General features: G+C 69.9%; 14 protein-coding genes. 5 read left to right on the forward strand and 9 right to left on the reverse strand.

The window, feature by feature from the left end; translation table 11 throughout:
• Positions 1 to 28: 28 nt before the first annotated feature.
• Positions 29 to 655, forward strand: coding sequence for an RBBP9/YdeN family alpha/beta hydrolase (locus ACFWP7_RS00310; RefSeq protein ID WP_384373542.1), 627 nt, complete (start codon positions 29 to 31; stop codon positions 653 to 655).
• Here the strand turns inward: ACFWP7_RS00310 and ACFWP7_RS00315 are convergent.
• From ACFWP7_RS00315 to ACFWP7_RS00350, 8 genes are all read right to left on the reverse strand, one after another.
• Positions 648 to 1,925, reverse strand: a complete 1,278-nt coding sequence (locus tag ACFWP7_RS00315; RefSeq protein ID WP_384373545.1) for an MFS transporter — start codon at positions 1,923 to 1,925, stop codon at positions 648 to 650. The two genes, ACFWP7_RS00310 and ACFWP7_RS00315, sit on opposite strands and share 8 nt — an antisense overlap.
• A gap of 336 nt (positions 1,926 to 2,261) precedes the next feature.
• Positions 2,262 to 3,062: a sugar phosphate isomerase/epimerase family protein gene (locus ACFWP7_RS00320; RefSeq protein ID WP_384373548.1), complete on the reverse strand. Its 801-nt coding sequence runs from the start codon at positions 3,060 to 3,062 to the stop codon at positions 2,262 to 2,264.
• A gap of 17 nt (positions 3,063 to 3,079) precedes the next feature.
• Positions 3,080 to 4,018, reverse strand: a complete 939-nt coding sequence (locus ACFWP7_RS00325; protein WP_384373551.1) for a GNAT family N-acetyltransferase — start codon at positions 4,016 to 4,018, stop codon at positions 3,080 to 3,082.
• A gap of 253 nt (positions 4,019 to 4,271) precedes the next feature.
• Positions 4,272 to 4,997 carry an alpha/beta hydrolase family protein gene (locus ACFWP7_RS00330; protein WP_384373554.1) on the reverse strand — a complete coding sequence of 242 codons (726 nt, stop codon included), beginning with the start codon at positions 4,995 to 4,997 and terminating at the stop codon, positions 4,272 to 4,274.
• A gap of 63 nt (positions 4,998 to 5,060) precedes the next feature.
• Positions 5,061 to 5,294 carry a hypothetical protein gene (locus tag ACFWP7_RS00335; RefSeq protein ID WP_384373556.1) on the reverse strand — a complete coding sequence of 78 codons (234 nt, stop codon included), beginning with the start codon at positions 5,292 to 5,294 and terminating at the stop codon, positions 5,061 to 5,063.
• 141 nt (positions 5,295 to 5,435) lie between these two features.
• Positions 5,436 to 6,629: a sialidase family protein gene (locus tag ACFWP7_RS00340; RefSeq protein ID WP_384373559.1), complete on the reverse strand. Its 1,194-nt coding sequence runs from the start codon at positions 6,627 to 6,629 to the stop codon at positions 5,436 to 5,438.
• Positions 6,617 to 7,183, reverse strand: coding sequence for an RICIN domain-containing protein (locus tag ACFWP7_RS00345; RefSeq protein WP_384373562.1), 567 nt, complete (start codon positions 7,181 to 7,183; stop codon positions 6,617 to 6,619). The genes ACFWP7_RS00340 and ACFWP7_RS00345 overlap by 13 nt, the downstream gene beginning before the upstream one ends.
• A 552-nt stretch (positions 7,184 to 7,735) precedes the next feature.
• On the reverse strand, positions 7,736 to 8,785 hold the full coding sequence (locus ACFWP7_RS00350) for a LacI family DNA-binding transcriptional regulator (protein ID WP_384373565.1): 1,050 nt from the start codon (positions 8,783 to 8,785) through the stop codon (positions 7,736 to 7,738).
• Between the two features lie 232 nt (positions 8,786 to 9,017).
• Between ACFWP7_RS00350 and ACFWP7_RS00355 the strand changes: the two genes are divergently transcribed.
• From ACFWP7_RS00355 to ACFWP7_RS00365, 3 genes are read left to right on the forward strand one after another with little or no spacing between them, the layout of a single operon-like run.
• Positions 9,018 to 10,169 carry a Gfo/Idh/MocA family protein gene (locus tag ACFWP7_RS00355; protein WP_384373568.1) on the forward strand — a complete coding sequence of 384 codons (1,152 nt, stop codon included), beginning with the start codon at positions 9,018 to 9,020 and terminating at the stop codon, positions 10,167 to 10,169.
• Positions 10,166 to 11,320, forward strand: a complete 1,155-nt coding sequence (locus ACFWP7_RS00360; protein ID WP_384373571.1) for a dihydrodipicolinate synthase family protein — start codon at positions 10,166 to 10,168, stop codon at positions 11,318 to 11,320. The genes ACFWP7_RS00355 and ACFWP7_RS00360 overlap by 4 nt, the downstream gene beginning before the upstream one ends.
• 26 nt (positions 11,321 to 11,346) lie before the next feature.
• Positions 11,347 to 12,144 (forward strand): sugar phosphate isomerase/epimerase family protein, encoded by a 798-nt coding sequence (locus tag ACFWP7_RS00365; protein ID WP_384374100.1) that lies wholly within the window; start codon positions 11,347 to 11,349, stop codon positions 12,142 to 12,144.
• 144 nt (positions 12,145 to 12,288) lie between these two features.
• Here ACFWP7_RS00365 and ACFWP7_RS00370 read toward each other — a convergent pair whose 3' ends face one another.
• Positions 12,289 to 13,278 (reverse strand): AraC family transcriptional regulator, encoded by a 990-nt coding sequence (locus tag ACFWP7_RS00370; protein WP_384373574.1) that lies wholly within the window; start codon positions 13,276 to 13,278, stop codon positions 12,289 to 12,291.
• A gap of 468 nt (positions 13,279 to 13,746) precedes the next feature.
• Between ACFWP7_RS00370 and ACFWP7_RS00375 the strand changes: the two genes are divergently transcribed.
• Complete coding sequence (locus ACFWP7_RS00375; RefSeq protein WP_384373577.1) at positions 13,747 to 14,109, forward strand: hypothetical protein; 363 nt, start codon at positions 13,747 to 13,749, stop codon at positions 14,107 to 14,109.
• The last annotated feature ends 198 nt before the right edge of the window (positions 14,110 to 14,307 follow it).

Raw genomic sequence — 14,307 nt, forward strand, 5'->3', positions numbered from 1 at the left:
CGTGCGGGTGATCGGAAACCATCAACCCATGACCTCCCGGAACTTTCTCATCCTCCACGGCTGGCAGAACCACCGCCCGCCCGGCCACTGGCAGCACTGGCTGGCCGACCAACTGACCGACCTGGGGCACCTCGTCGTCTACCCCCAGCTGCCCGACCCCGACGACCCGGACCTGGAGGTGTGGCTGGCGGAGTTGTCCCGACACCTCGAAGGTCTGCCGCGCGGCGCCGAGCGCGTGGTGATCGCCCACAGCCTGTCCGTTCTGCTGTGGCTGCACGCGGTCGCGCGCGGTGCCAAGGGCCTCGACGTCGACCGGGTCCTGTTCGTGGGGCCGCCGTCCGCGTCCACACTCCTGGGGATCCCGGAGGTCGCGGCGTTCGCCCCGCCCGCCTTCCCGCTCGCCCTGCCGGGGCCGACCCGCCTGGTCGCGGGCGACGACGACCCGTACTGCACGGAGGGCGCCCTCGCCGCCTATGGCGACCCCCTGGGCATCCCCACCGAGCTCATCCCGGGCGCGCGCCACCTCGACCTGGACGCCGGGTACGGGTCCTGGCCGGCGGTACTGGACTGGTGCGTCGACGGCACCGATTCCGGCGCTGTCGGAGGTTCCGGTTCCGGTTCCGGCTCCGTGAAGTTCACCGCCCGACTCAGTTGACGACGACGCCCTTCGTGCGGGGTTCGTCCGGCTCGCCGGACTCGGAGCCACGCAGCTCCGGCGTGGTCGCCGCCACGGCGGCGACCGCCAGTACGCACAGCACCCCGCCGCTGACCAGCGCGGTCACGCCGGACGTCCAGCCGGCGACCAGGCCGCCGCGCAGGTTGCCGAGGTTGGGCCCGGCCTGGCCCACGATCTGCTCGGCGGCTGTCACCCGGCCGAGGAGGGCGTCCGGCGTACGGGTCTGCACGATGGTGCCGCGCGAGATGACGGAGACGGTGTCGGCGGCGCCCGCCAGGACCAGCAGGCCCAGGCCGGCCCACGGGTTGGGGACCAGGCCGAACAGCGCGAGCGCGGTCCCCCAGGTCGCCGCTCCGCAGAGCATCACCAGGCCCGGACGGCCGAGGCGGGTGATCGAACCGGACAGGGTCGACGCGGTGATGCCTCCGACGGCCACCGCGGACAGGAACAGACCGAGGGTGCGCGGGTTGTCGCCGAGACGCTCGGCGTTGACCAGCGGGAAGAGGCTCATCGGCATCGCCAGCACGGTGGCGGCCAGGTCGGTGATCAGCGCGCCGCGCACCGCCCGGTGCCCGGCCAGGAAACGCAGCCCGTCCACCACCCCGCGCAGCCCGGCCCGGGCCGGCTCGCCCTCGGGTGGCAGCTTCGGCAGGCCGAGGGCGCCGTAGAAGGCCATCCCGAAGCTCAGCGCGTCGATCAGGTAGCAGCCGCCCACGCCCAGCCAGCCCACCAGCAGGCCGCCGAGCGCGGGACCGGCCAGCATTGTCGCCTGGAACGAGACCATGTTGAGCGCCAGCCCGGCACCCACCTGGTCCTTGGCCAGCAGACGCCGGACGAACGAGCCCGCCGCGGGGCCGCCGACCGCCCCGAAGCAGGACTGCGCGGCAACCAGCGCGAGCACCCCGATCACCGGCACATGACCGAAGAAGCCCTGCACCGCGAGCAGCAGCGAGACGACCGCCTGCCCGACCGTGCTCACCAGATAGATCTGCCGCCGGTCCCGCCGGTCGGCCAGCGAACCCGCGAACAGCCCGAACGCCACCATCGGCAACGCCTGCGCCAGCCCGACCGCACCCGTCCAGACCGTGCTGTGCGTCATCAGCCAGACCTGGTACATGACGGCGACCATGGTCATCATGGCGCCCAACATGGAAACCGTCCGCCCGATCAGCAGCCTTCGGAAGGCGGGAGAGGCCCGCAACGGCCGGACATCGAGCAACGTACGGGTCAGCTGCGGCTTCAGCTTCATGAGAGGGCGACGGGGCGCACGGGCGGAATCACCGGGCGGAGGCTAGCCTGCCGGCCCGGCCCACGGCCACTGAATAACCGGGGGCCGCGCTCGGATACGCCGACTTCGTTGTGCAGGGGTGCGGGGTGTTCCCGCCTTACGCGGTCTCGTTGTGCAGGGGTGCGGGGTGCTTCCGGCTACGCGGTCTCGTCGAGCAGCCGTGCGGGGCGCTCCCGGCTACGCCGACTGGTTGTGCAGTGGTCCGGGGCGCTCCCGGCTACGCCGACTCGTTCAGCAGGCGTGCGAGGTGCTCCCGGCTACGCCGACTGGTTGTGCAGTGGTCCGGAGTGCCCCCGGCTACGCCGACTCGTTCAGCAGGCGTGCGAGGTGCTCCCGGCCCGCGCCCAGCAGGTCCGCGAGCGGCGCGGCCCCCTCGTACCACCGCTTCTCGTACTCCCAGCACAGCCAGCCGTCCCAGCCCTCGCGGGAGAGCAGGTCCACGCACTCGGTGAGCGGGAGCACCCCCGCTCCGAGCGGCAGCGGGGTGGTGTCCTCGGCGGACGCGATGTCCTTGACCTGGACGTAGCCGAGGTGAGGGGCCAGCGCCGCGTACGTCGACGGCGGCTGTTCGCCGCCCAGCCAGGTGTGCATGACGTCCCACAGTGAGCCCACCTGCCGGTGGCCGACCGGGCCGAGGATGCGGATCGCGGCCGCGCCGGTGCGGTGCGAGTCGTGGGTCTCCAGAAGGATCCGTACGCCCACCTCGGCGGCGTACTCCGCCGCGGTGCCCAGGCGTCGGGCAGCCGTCGCGTCCGCCTCCTCGGGGCGCTGGTCGGTCCCCGCCCCCGGGAAGACGCGGACGAAGGGAGCACCCAAGTCCCTTGCCAGGTCCAGGAGTTCACGGATCTCCGCGAGTACGGCGGTGTCGTCGCCCGGCGCGGCGACGCGCGCGTATCCCGCCAGGCCGAGGATCTCGATGCCGGACGCCTTGAACTCCGCGGCCACGTCCGCCCGTTCGGCCGGTCCGATACCGGGGTGCACGGGTTCCTCAGGATGCGCGCGCAGTTCGACGCCGTGGTAGCCGTGGGTGACGGCCAGGCGCAGGACGTCGGAGATGGGGAGTGCGGGGACGCCGAGGGTGGAGAAGGCCAGCTTCATGAGGGCGACTTTACCCGTCACTCAGCGTTGCCGCGCAGGTCCAGGCGCCAGTCCTGGCCGACCAGATCCGCGCCGAAGGAGCGGTGCGGTTTCTCGGAGACGAGGACGAAACCGTGGCGCTGGTAGACGCGGCGGGCGGCGGCGAGAACGTCGTTGGTCCACAGGACGAGATCGTGGTAGCCGACGCCGCGTGCGAAGTCCTTTACGGTCGTGACGAGTTGGTCGCCGACGCCGAGGCCGCGCGCGTCCGGTTCGACGAGGAGGAGGCGCAGGCGGGCCGTCGCCGGCGCGTCGTCCCGTACGCACATCACGCAGCCCACCGGCCGGCCGTCGAGCTCGGCGATCCACACCCGCTCCAGGTGCGGATCGCGATCCTCGGCGAAGTCGGCGACGATCCTCGCCACCAGGCCCTCGTAGTCGGTGTTCCACCCGTACTCCGCCGCGTACAGCGCGGCGTTGCGCTGCACGATCCAGCCGAGGTCACCGGGGCCGGGCTCGCGCAGCACCACGTCCTCGCGGCGGGGAGCCCGGCCCCGTCCGTCGCCCAGGAGCGTCCGTACCGTCCGCAGCGCCTCCGCGAGCCGCGGCCGGTCGGCCGGGGGCACCGTGGCGAGCAGCGAACCGACCGTCTCGCGCGCCCTCTCGTCCAGCAGGCCGGCCGCCTCCCGGCCACGCGCGGTGAGAGTGACGCGACGGCGCCGCGGGTCCTTCTCCGACGGGGCGCGCTCGACCAGGCCGTCCTGCTCGAACCTGTTGAGGATGCGGCTCAAGTACCCCGCGTCCAGGGAGAGTTCGGTGCGGAGATCGGCGACGTCCGTACGAGGGGAGTGCGCGAGTTCGTACAGGACGCGCGACTCCGTGAGCGTGTAGGGGGCGTAGAGGTGGCGGCCGTAGTCGAGCGCGCCGATGACGTTCGTGTAGAAGCGGTTGAAGGAGCGGATGTCCTGGACGGTCATGATCGGTCCCGGTTTGTCGGCTCTGGGGCGGTTCTGACGGCAGCTCTGGGGGCGGCTCTGCGTGTGGTTCTGGGGTGGTTCCGAGGGTGTTTGTGAGGCGGCCCAGATGGTTGACTCAGTCAGAGATGTCCTTCGAGCCTAAGGGGCGGCCTGGCTGCCGTCCACCGTTTCGATCCTGATCCGTCCGTACCGGCACGGCCCCTTCCGTGCTTCGGCGGCTGCCGGTGCGCGGGGGCTCGTGCCGGCTCCGCGCTCAGCTCAGGTGCTGGGCGAAGAAGGGCATCGTTGCGTCCATGGAGGCGGGCCACTGGGGGCCGAAGGCGTGGCCCTCGCCCTCGTACTCCTTGAGTTGTACGTCCTTGCCCGCTGCCTTGAAGGCGGCCATGGTCTGGCGCGACCAGGTGATGGGGCAGGTGTCGTCGCCGGTGCCGTGGTGGATCAGCAGCGGCTCGCTCAGGCGGTCGGCGTACGTGATGGGGGAGACCTCCTGCCGGAACGTCGGGTTCTCCTCGGGTGTGCCGTGGGCTGCCTCGATCTCGGCGACGAGCGGGTCGCCGTCGCTACGCTGGAACCGGTCGACGTCCTCGGCAGGACGTGAGCTCACCGGCGCGAACACCACGGCGGCGTCCACCAGGCCGGGTGCCACGACCAGCGTGTTGTACGCGATGCCGCCGCCCATCGACCGGCCCAGCAGGCCGATCCGGTCGCCGTCGATCTCCGCGCGGGTGGAGGAGCGAGGGGCCAGAACGGCGCCGATGACGTCCTCGGTGTATCCGAGGCGGAGGTTGACGTCGTTGTCCGGGTCGTTGTCGGAGCCTGCGTGGTTGCGGTAGTCGGTGTGCAGGACGACGTAGCCGTTGCGGGCGAGGTGGTCCTGTTCCCGGGCCAGCCCGCGACCGGTGGTGTAGACGTCCGGGTCGATGTATCCGTGCGCCGGCACGACGGACGGGAAGGGGCCCTTGCCTTCGGGGATGTTCATGATTCCCGAGATCGTCAGACCGTTGGCCTCGTACCTCACCGCGTAGCGGGGGTAGGCGTCGGTTCAGTCGAGTACGTCGCCGAGGCGGAGGTTCGAGCCCGTGTGCTTGCACTCCATCAGGGCCGGGATCGACACCGGGTTGGCGGGGGAGGGGGGAGGAGTTGACGTCCTGGTGGGGGCGGAGGGATCGGCTGTGGTCGACGTCGGCACGCCTGTGGGTTCGGCGGCATCGGTGGCGTCGCCGCCGGTGCCGCCGGCCGTCGTCAGGAGTAGCAGCCCGGTGGCTGCCGCAGCCATGTCGCGAATTAACCGCCTGGGGCCAGTATCCCCCTACGGGGATGCGGGGGCGGAGTGTGGTCGCTCGGGGGTGAGGCCCGTGGGTATCTTCAGGGGGCTCACCCCCTTGGCGGCGCGAACTCGAACGCCGGAGTCGACGACTCAGCTGGTTATGTCTAGCTTGCTCACCTTGATGACCGAGGTGTCGTACTCCCAGACGACGAAGAACTTGCCGGGCGCGTACTCGTCGGCCATGGGATAGGTGTCCCAGCCGGCGCCCGTGCCTGCCGGTGTCGGGTCGTATGCGGGGCCGTCGGCGAAGAGCTTGCTCGTTCCCCAGGCCGCGCCGGGGCTCTTGACCTTGTAGTTCAGGGTCAGCCGATAAGCGCTGGTGGCGTAGGAGGTGTTGGCGATGGTCAGATACCGGCCGGCGCTGTCCTTCGTGAAGTAGACCTTGGAGTCGTTGCTGGGAATGTTGCTGTCCAGCGCGAAGTTGGACCAGGACTTGCCGCCGTCGGTGCTGGTGGCCGTCACCGCGGATGTCTTCGAGACGGCGTAGCTGCTGCGGGCGACCATGAGCAGCTTGTTCGGGTCGTCCTGCGAGACGACCAGCTGCGGTTCACCGCCGAGGTAGCTGTTCGGGTCCCCCGCAGGGGTGCCGGCCGTCCAGTTCACCAGGTCGGTGGAGTACAGCGCCCCGTTCTGCCGGCCCGACGCCCAGTACGGCATGACGTGCGTTCCGTCGGCCAGTTGGACCGGGCGTCCGGCGAAGGCGAGGTTCCCCAGGCCCTCGACGACGGTCGGGGTGTCCGGGTTGTCGAGCGGCATGTTGACGGTGAAGTCCTGCCAGGTGTGTCCCTGGTCGGTGCTCTTCTTGGCGACGATGGCGTTGATCGGCAGGCCCGTGCGGTTCGCGGGCGAGGTCCGGCCCAGGTACGCGTAGATCGTGTCGCCCACCTGGTAGAGGGTGACGAAGTGCCAGGAGTACTCGCTGGTCTCCTGCGCCAGCGTCTGTGCGGGGCTCCAGGTCGCGCCGCCGTCGGTGGTGTACGAGTACCGCATGTACCCGTGGTCGACGACGCTGCCGGACTCGCCGACCACCGCAGCGGTCGTACCCTCCCGCCAGACCACGACCGCGTTGTTCGCGCTGGTGCTGATGATGTCGGGCACCCGGGTTCCGTCGCCCTCGGTCGCGGTGTTCTCGTAGACCGTCACCGCGCCGGAGACCCCCGCCGCGGACGCACGGTCGGGGAAGACGAGGAAGCCCCCGACCAGGGCGGCGACGAGGGCGAGCAGTGCCGTCAGGAGTACCGGCCGGGTCCGCCGCGTGGTCCGCTGTTCCGCTACCAGAGCCACTGCTGGTCCTTGTTCCCGGAGCAGGCCCATTGGAAAGCCTTGGTTCCGTCGGTAGTTGAGGTGTTGGGGATGGCCAGGCAGAGCGAGCTGGCCTTGTTCGTCAGCTGGCCGAGGTCACCGCGAATCCAGATCTGCGAGTTGCTGGTGCTGCTGCACGTCCACTGGATGGCAGTGACGCCCTCCGTCGGGCTGCCGCTGGGGATGGCCAGGCACTGGTCGCTCGCCTGGTTGCGCACCAGGTAGCCGCCCGTCACCGCTTCGAGCTTCCAGTACTCGCTCGTGCTGGTGCTGCATGGCCACTGGATCAGCTCGGTTCCGGCGGTCGGGCTGCCGCTGGGGACGGCGAGGCACTTGCCGGTGCCCTGGTTGTAGAGCCGTGCGTAGACGTCGGTCGCGACGGCCGTAGTGGTCTCGGCGGCCTTGGCGCTCTCGGCTGCCGATGCCGTGCCGGTCAGTGAGGAGCCCGTGAGCACGGGCGCGCTCAACAGGGCGACGGCCGCCGCGGCGACGGCAAGTCTTCTTATTCGGGAGGTTCCTGGCAATCCGCGCTGCATCTGGCTTGTCCGTTCCTTCGCATTCGCTAGCGATGGGCGGCTCTGAGCAGAGCCTTCCTCGAAGTTCATCGAATCGTTCCATCGGTGGGGTACGACAGCGTTCCCGGATCGAGAACAGTATGCGAAACCATCCCACCAGTTTGGGGGGCGACTCCTGAGGCTGTCGTTGGCTGTGAGTCCACTGATGCTCGGCATCGCGTCTACTCCGGCGCGGAGATGGACGCTGGCTTGAGGCTGTGGCGGCCGCGTGCGGCGCAATTCGATCGCCGAACGGACCGGCGGTCAGCTCGATAGCATCTACGAGGTTCACTGAGCGGAGCCCGTCGGCATGCGGCTGATCATCAAGGGGTACGCCGACCAGTGGCGCTGGAAACAGGCGAAGGAAGCGCGCGTGTACTGGCTGCCCGTCGGGCACGGGGCGGTACGGGTCCCCTCCGCGCCGGTTGAGGGAGGTGTCTTGCCTCGGTGCACCGCATCGGGCAGGGCTCCTACGGTTACCTCGCCACCGGGTTCGGGGCTCATGCAGGTTCTACGCCCAAGCCCCGTGAGTTCCTACGACCGCGGCGCTCCCGTCGAACCCCGTACCGTCAACTCCCCTCGCACCGAGGCGATCCCCCCGGGCGGCGGTTCCTCACGCCCCATGGCGATCCGCCCGGCCCGCGCCCCCGCCTCGGTCAGTGGCAGCCGTATCGTCGTCAGTGCGGGCACCGCGTCGATGCTGAACGGGAGGTCGTCGAACCCCGCCACGGACACGTCGTCCGGAATCCGCAGGCCCGAGTCCCGCAGGGCGGCGCACGCGCCCAGGGCGACGGTGTCGTTGGCGGCGACGACGGCGGTCAACGACGGTTCGCGGCGCAGGAGTTCGAGTGTCGCCTCGTAGCCGGAGCGGCGGTCGTAGCGCCCGTGCACGGTGCGCAGGGGGTCGTCCTTGATTCCGTGTGCGGCCAGTGCGTCCCGGTGGCCCTCGAGTCGGTGCCGGGTCGTCGTGCGCTCCTCGGGGCCGGCGATATAGCCGAGCCGTCGGTGCCCGAGGCCGATCAGATGCTCGGTGAGCTCCTGGCCGCCGCCACGGTTGTCGAAGGTGAGGGCGATCGCCTCGGCGGCCTCGGGCGAGGGCGGCCGTCCGCAGAGGACGACCCTGGTCCCGGCCTCCGTCAGCCGGCGCAGCTTCGCGGCGACGGCGGTGGCGTGCGTGGCGTCCTCGATCGCGCCGCCGGTGAGGACGACGGCGGCGGCGCGTTGGCGCTGAAGGAGCGTGAGGTACGTCAGTTCGCGCTCCGGGGAGCCGCCCGTGTTGCACACCACCCCGAGGCGCTCCCCGCCCGCGCGGCCGCCGGGGCCGCCGATCTCCGACTGGATCGCGGCCGCCATGATTCCGAAGAAGGGGTCGGCGATGTCGTTGACGAGGATCCCGACGAGGTCGGACGTCGCGGCGGCCAGCGAACTCGCGGGCCCGTTCAGCACGTAGTCCAGCTCGTTCACTGCGTGTAGCACCCGCTCGCGGGTGGCCTCCGCGACGGGATAGTTCCCGTTCAGCACCCGGGACACGGTCGCGGGCGAGACCTGCGCACGCGCTGCCACGTCCGCCAGGGTCACGGTCATCTCGTCGTCCTCCGGTTGCGCAACTCGTTGTCGTCTTCGTCAAGGGCGTGCGGCCACATATTTCCCGACTTCCCGGGCTCCGGGTGTTCGTACGGCCCCCATCCCTCTGTGGTCTTGTCCAATCGGCTCAGCAGAGGCTAGCTTCTCCCTGTGTAGAAAGCGCTTGCTGTCGCGCTCGCCAGTTCCTCGATGGGGCGTACGGGGCGCGGAACCCGCGTACGAAGGGAATGACGTGACACGCAAGACGGTGCGTATCGCCATGAACGGCGTGACGGGGCGCATGGGTCACCGCCAGCACCTTGTCCGCTCGATCCTCGCCCTGCGCGAACAGGGCGGCCTCGACCTGGGCGACGGCACCGTGCTGTGGCCCGAACCCGTCCTCGTCGGCCGCCGCGAGTACGCCCTGAAGGCGCTCGCCGAGCAGCACGGCCTGGAGGAGTGGTCCACCGACCTGGACGCCGTTCTGGCCGACCCCACCATCGACCTCTACTTCGACGCGCAGGTCACCTCCGCCCGCGAGGAGGCGCTCAGGGCGGCGATCGCGGCGGGCAAGCACATCTACACCGAGAAGCCGACCGCGACCGGTCTCGACGGCGCGCTGGAACTGGCCCGCCTCGCTCACGACAGGGGCATCAAGCACGGCGTCGTCCAGGACAAGCTCTTCCTCCCCGGCCTGCTCAAGCTCAAGCGCCTCATCGACGGCGGCTTCTTCGGCCGGATCCTGTCCATCCGCGGGGAGTTCGGCTACTGGGTCTTCGAGGGCGACTGGCAGTCCGCCCAGCGGCCCTCCTGGAACTACCGTGCCGAGGACGGCGGCGGCATCGTCGTCGACATGTTCCCGCACTGGGAGTACGTGCTGCACGAGCTCTTCGGGCGGGTCACCTCCGTCCAGGCCCTCACCGCCACCCACATCCCGCAGCGTTGGGACGAGGGGGACAAGCCGTATGACGCGACGGCGGACGACGCGGCTTACGGCGTCTTCGAGTTGGAGAGTGGTGCGATCGCCCAGATCAACTCGTCGTGGGCCGTGCGCGTCCATCGCGACGAGCTCGTGGAGTTCCAGGTGGACGGTACGGAGGGGTCTGCGGTTGCCGGGTTGCGCAACTGCCGTGTGCAGCACCGAAGTTCGACCCCCAAGCCGGTCTGGAACCCCGACATCCCGGCCACCTACTCCTTCCGCGACCAGTGGCAGGAGGTCCCCGACAACACCGAGTTCGACAACGGATTCAAGGCCCAGTGGGAGCTGTTCCTCCGGCACCTGTACGCCGATGCGCCCTACCGCTGGGACCTCCTGGCCGGCGCCCGCGGTGTCCAGCTCGCCGAACTCGGCCTGAAGTCCTCGGCCGAGGGCCGCCGTCTCGCCGTACCGGAGATCTCGCTGTGAGTGTCATCCAACTGCCGGGAACGGGAGGAGAGCTGCGTGCCTATACACCGCGCTGCGAATCCCTCGTCCGCGCTGCCGGCGCGGCCTTCACCTCCCGTACGGTCTTCTCGGCGGCGCACGTCGTCGCCGACCCGTACGCGGACGTGTCCCCCGACTCGGCCGCGGCCGTCGACTGGGACGCGACCCTCGCCTTCCGGCGCCATCTGTGGTCCCACGGGCTCGGTGTCGCCGAGGCGATGGACACCGCGCAGCGGGGGATGGGCCTCGACTGGGCGGGCGCGGCGGAGCTGATCCGCCGGTCGGCCGCCGAGGCCAGGGCCGTCGGCGGGCGGATCGCGTGCGGCGTCGGCACGGACCAGCTCGCGGACGGTTCGCCGGCCGAGATCCGGAAGGCTTACGAGGAGCAGCTGGCCCTCGTCGAGGAGTCGGGCGCCCAGGCGATCCTGATGGCCTCACGGGCGCTGGCAGCGGCCGCCACCGGGCCCGAGGACTACCTGGAGGTGTACGGCCAGCTGCTCCGGCAGTCGTCCGAACCCGTGATCCTGCACTGGCTCGGGCCGATGTTCGACCCGGCGCTGGAGGGCTACTGGGGTTCCAGCGACCTTGACGCGGCCACGGAGGTTTTTCTCCAGGTCATCGCGGCCCACCCGGACAAGGTGGACGGCATCAAGGTCTCGCTGCTGGACGCCCGGCGCGAGATCGAGATCCGCCGCCGCCTTCCGCAGGGCGTGCGCTGCTACACCGGCGACGACTTCAACTACCCCGAGTTGATCGCGGGCGACGAACAGGGCTTCAGTCACGCACTGTTGGGCATCTTCGACCCGCTGGGGCCGCTGGCGGCGGAGGCGGTACGTGTCCTGGACACCGGTGATGTGCAGGGCTTCCGTGAACTCCTCGACCCGACCGTCGAGTTGTCCCGGCACCTCTTCCAGGCCCCGACCCGCTTCTACAAGACGGGAGTTGTCTTCCTGGCATGGCTCGCCGGTCACCAGTCCCACTTCACCATGGTCGGCGGTCTGCAGTCGGCGCGCTCGCTCCCGCACTTCGCCCGCGCCTACGAACTGGCCGACGGCCTGGGCCTCTTCCCGAACCCGGAGCTGGCCGAGACGAGGATGAGGACGATGCTGTCCCTGTACGGAGTGGCTCAGTGAACCTGTCGCGATTCTCCATCAACCAGATGACGGTGAAACAGCTGTCCATGCCCGAACTGGTCGATGCCTGTGTGGAGTTGGGCGTCCGGGGAGTTGGTCTCTGGCGCGAACCGGTCCAGGTGTACGGGCTCGACGCGACCGCCAAGCTGGTCCGTGACGCGGGTCTGGCGGTGACCACCCTGTGCCGGGGCGGCTTCCTCACGGCGATCGGTCCGGCCGAGCGGGCCGCCGCCCTGGCGGACAACCGCTCGGCGATCGACGAGGCGGCCACGCTCGGCACGGACACCCTGGTCCTGGTCTCCGGCGGACTGCCGCCCGGAGACAAGGATCTGCGCGGCGCGCGGGAGCGCATCGCGGACGCGCTGGGGGAGTTGGGCCCGTACGCTGCGGAACGGGGCGTACGCCTGGCCATCGAGCCGCTGCACCCCATGTACGCCTCGGACCGTTGTGTGGTGTCGACCCTGGCCCAGGCCCTGGACCTCGCGGAACGCTTCCCCGCGGACCAGGTCGGCGTCACGGTGGACACGTACCACATCTGGTGGGACGACACGGCTCCCGATCAGATCGCCCGCGCGGGCGCCGGCGGCCGTATCCACACCTTCCAACTCGCCGACTGGATCACCCCGTTGCCCGAGGGTGTCCTCAACGGACGCGGGCAGATCGGCGACGGCTCGATCGACATGCGGGAGTGGCGCTCGTACGTCGAGGCGGCGGGCTACACCGGTCCCATCGAAGTCGAGCTGTTCAACGACGGGTTGTGGGCGCGGGACGGGCGTGAGGTGCTGGCGGAGACGGCGGCGCGGTTCGTGGAGCACGCGGGGTAGGGCCGCCCGGGGCGTGAGGCCCGGGGCGCGGGAATGTCTTGGTGTTCCATCCCTCCCCGGTAGGGATGGAACACCAGGTTCCAGAATGCGGGGTGATCCTGTGGCTGTCGTTGGCAGTGAGTCCACAGGTACTTGGCGTTGCGTCTACTTCCGTACAGCCGACACCTGGAACCGGTACTCCTGGGGGGAGATCCCGTACGCGCTGCGGAAGACGCGGGTGAATCCGGCGCTGTGCGGGAGGCCCCAGCGGGAGGCGATGACGTGGATCGGGGTGGCGTGCAGTGCCGGGTCCGCCAAGTCGCGGCGGGCGGCCTCCAGCCGCCGGCCGCGGATCCAGGCCGCGACCGTTTCGCCGCCCGCCTCCTCCTGGAAGAGGCGGTGCAGGTAGCTGAGGGAGATGTGGTGCGCGGCGGCGATCGCGGGCGGTGTCAGCTCGGGGTCGTGCAGGTTCTGGCGGATGAACGCCCGTATGCGCTCGGTTATGGCCCGATGGCGGGTCTCCGGCGGCAGGGCCGCCTCCGCCTCCAGCAGCTGGGCGAACCAGGCTGACAGGAGGTCGACCAGGACCGTACCCAGGCGTGGCGCGTCGGACGGCTGGAGGGAGTCGGCCTGCCTGTCCAGGCCGGTGAGGAACCCGGTCAGCAGGGCGCCGGTTCCCTCCCGCCCCGACAGCCGTCTGCCCAGCAGTTCCCCGATCCGGTCCTGGGGCAGGGGCAGTAGTGCCTTGGGGAAATCCACACCCACCCCCGTGACCACCTGGAGGTCCGAGGCGTCCGACGGTCCTACGTCGTAGGGCCGCGAGCTGTCGGACACCCACAGGTCGCGCGGGCCGTACATGTCGCTGCGCCCGGCGTGGTCGACGCCCAGCCCGCCGCCGAGCACCAGCGACAGATGGAACAGTTCGGGGTCGGTCTGCAGCACCATCTTCTCGGTGCGCCGGAACCGAGTCGGCAGGAACGACGTCGGCCACACCATCACAGGACCCAGTTCCAGCAGCCGCTGCTCGGCCCAGAAGTCGGCGGCGTGCTCGCTGCTGATGTCGGTGGGCGCGATCGCCCTGTGGACCAGATCCCGCCAGTACTCGAACCTGTCCTCCGCGGGCACGTCCTCGCTCCGGAACACCGTCCCGATCATTCCGCCCCGTTCTTCCCCAAGTCCCCCTGCCATACGCTTCTTTCGGCGCAGTGGCACCTTATCTTCGCGGGGAGACCCGCGGGTCGGCGGATTTCGAGAGGAAGGCCCGGCGTGGGGAGCGCGCCGGGCCTTCCAGGTTCAGCAGATCGGTCTCCCGGGCAGGTCCGCGTCGAGGCGGGCGCCTGCGTCGCCGGTGGCTGTGTCGGTCGCGTGAAGTCGGGCGGCTGGTCCGGGGGAGTGCGCGGCCTGTTCCAGAAGTTTATCGAGACTCAATTCCACAGGCCTTTCAAATACGTGCAGATCAGGGTTGATGCATCTGACACGTTTCCTGTGATTTAGCTGTTGACCTGGTCTTTCTTGCGGATTGAGGGAACCGCAATTGCTTGGGCCGTGTCTGTATGGTCAAGTTCGCTGCAAGGGGTGTGCGGCGGGTTTCCAGAGAAAAGGCAATTGACCAAGGAGTTCGCTGTGAACATTCGAATCGCCGCTGTTTCCCTCGCCACCGCCGCACTCGTCGCCGGAGGTGCCACGGCTGCCAACGCCGCCGTACCGACGGCGAAGGCTCCCACCATCACCGTCTCGACGAGCACCACCAAGGCGAAGACCGGCCAGTCGATCACCGTCACCGGCCGTGTCACCGGTCTGAAGGACGGCAGCAAGGTGACCCTCCAGGAGAAGGTCAACGGCAAGTGGGTCACCCTGTCGGAAAGCGCCACCGTCAAGAAGGGCACCTACAAGATCTCCGACAAGCTCAAGACCAAGGGGACGGAGACCCTGCGCGTCGTCGACGGCAAGACGGTCTCCAAGGCGGTGACCGTCACCGTCCGGTAACGCTCCGGCGGCGGGAAAACCCGCAACGGCGGTATCGCCGCGCCCGCACCCTGCCCCACCTCTGCCGTCGCGGGGTGGGGCAGGGCCGTCGGGCCCCTCCGCCGAGCCGACCCGATTCCTTAGCGAAAGAATCTCAGAACTCCGTGCAACCGTTCCCCCACCTTGTGGGTCGTACATGGCATCAGGACTTCTGGAGGG

It is taken from the genome of Streptomyces sp. NPDC058470 (assembly GCF_042721055.1).
Classification (GTDB): Bacteria; Actinomycetota; Actinomycetes; order Streptomycetales; family Streptomycetaceae; genus Streptomyces.